Annotated in this window: 1 protein-coding gene; it reads left to right on the top strand. The window is 65.1% G+C overall.

Translation table 11 applies throughout. The annotated features are described in order from the left end of the window. On the top strand, positions 1-671 hold a 671-nt coding region (locus EOC06_RS38230; protein ID WP_128310171.1), incomplete at both ends, for a substrate-binding domain-containing protein.

Genomic DNA, 671 nt, shown 5'->3' with positions numbered 1-671 from the left:
CGTCTACAATGGTGCCAAGCAGGCAGAGGCCGATCTCGGGCCGAAGGTCGACTACATCTTCTCCCAGTGGGACATCGAAAAGATGGTGCAGCAACTGCGTGAGGCCGTCGCGGTCAAGCCCAACGGCATCGCCATGATGGGCCACCCGGGCGACGCGTCGATCATGCCGCTGGCCGAACAGGCACACAAGGACGGCATCAAGATGATGTACCAGAACGTGCCGGTGCCGAAGGTGGTGGAAGCGTTCGGCGGCGGCTATGTCGGCGCCCAGCAGGAGCAGCAGGGCCGCGCGCTCGGCGCCGAGGCGTTCAAGCTGGGCAAGCTGAAGGCCGGCGACAAGGCGATCATGATCGGTCCGTTCGAAAACGAAAGCCGCGGCGCGCGCGAGCGCGGGACGGTGGCCGCGCTCAAGGACGCTGGCGTCGAGGTCATCCAGTTGTCCTCTCCGCCGAGCGGCGAATGGGCGTCCGATCCCAATCTGGCCATTCCGGTGATTACCGCGGCGCTGCTCAACAATCCCGACGTCAAGGCGGTCGGCTATCCCGGCGGGCAGATGCTCGGCAATGTATCGACCTACATGCAGGCGGCCGGACGCAAGGCGGGCGAGATATTCAATTTCGGCTTCGACACCAGCCCGCAGATCGTCGAGGGCTTCAAGGGCGGCTGGGTGC

It is taken from the genome of Mesorhizobium sp. M7A.F.Ca.MR.362.00.0.0, assembly GCF_004023175.1.
In the GTDB taxonomy this organism is placed as follows: Bacteria; Pseudomonadota; Alphaproteobacteria; order Rhizobiales; family Rhizobiaceae; genus Mesorhizobium.
This window is presented reverse-complemented; position numbering and strand designations above follow the sequence as displayed.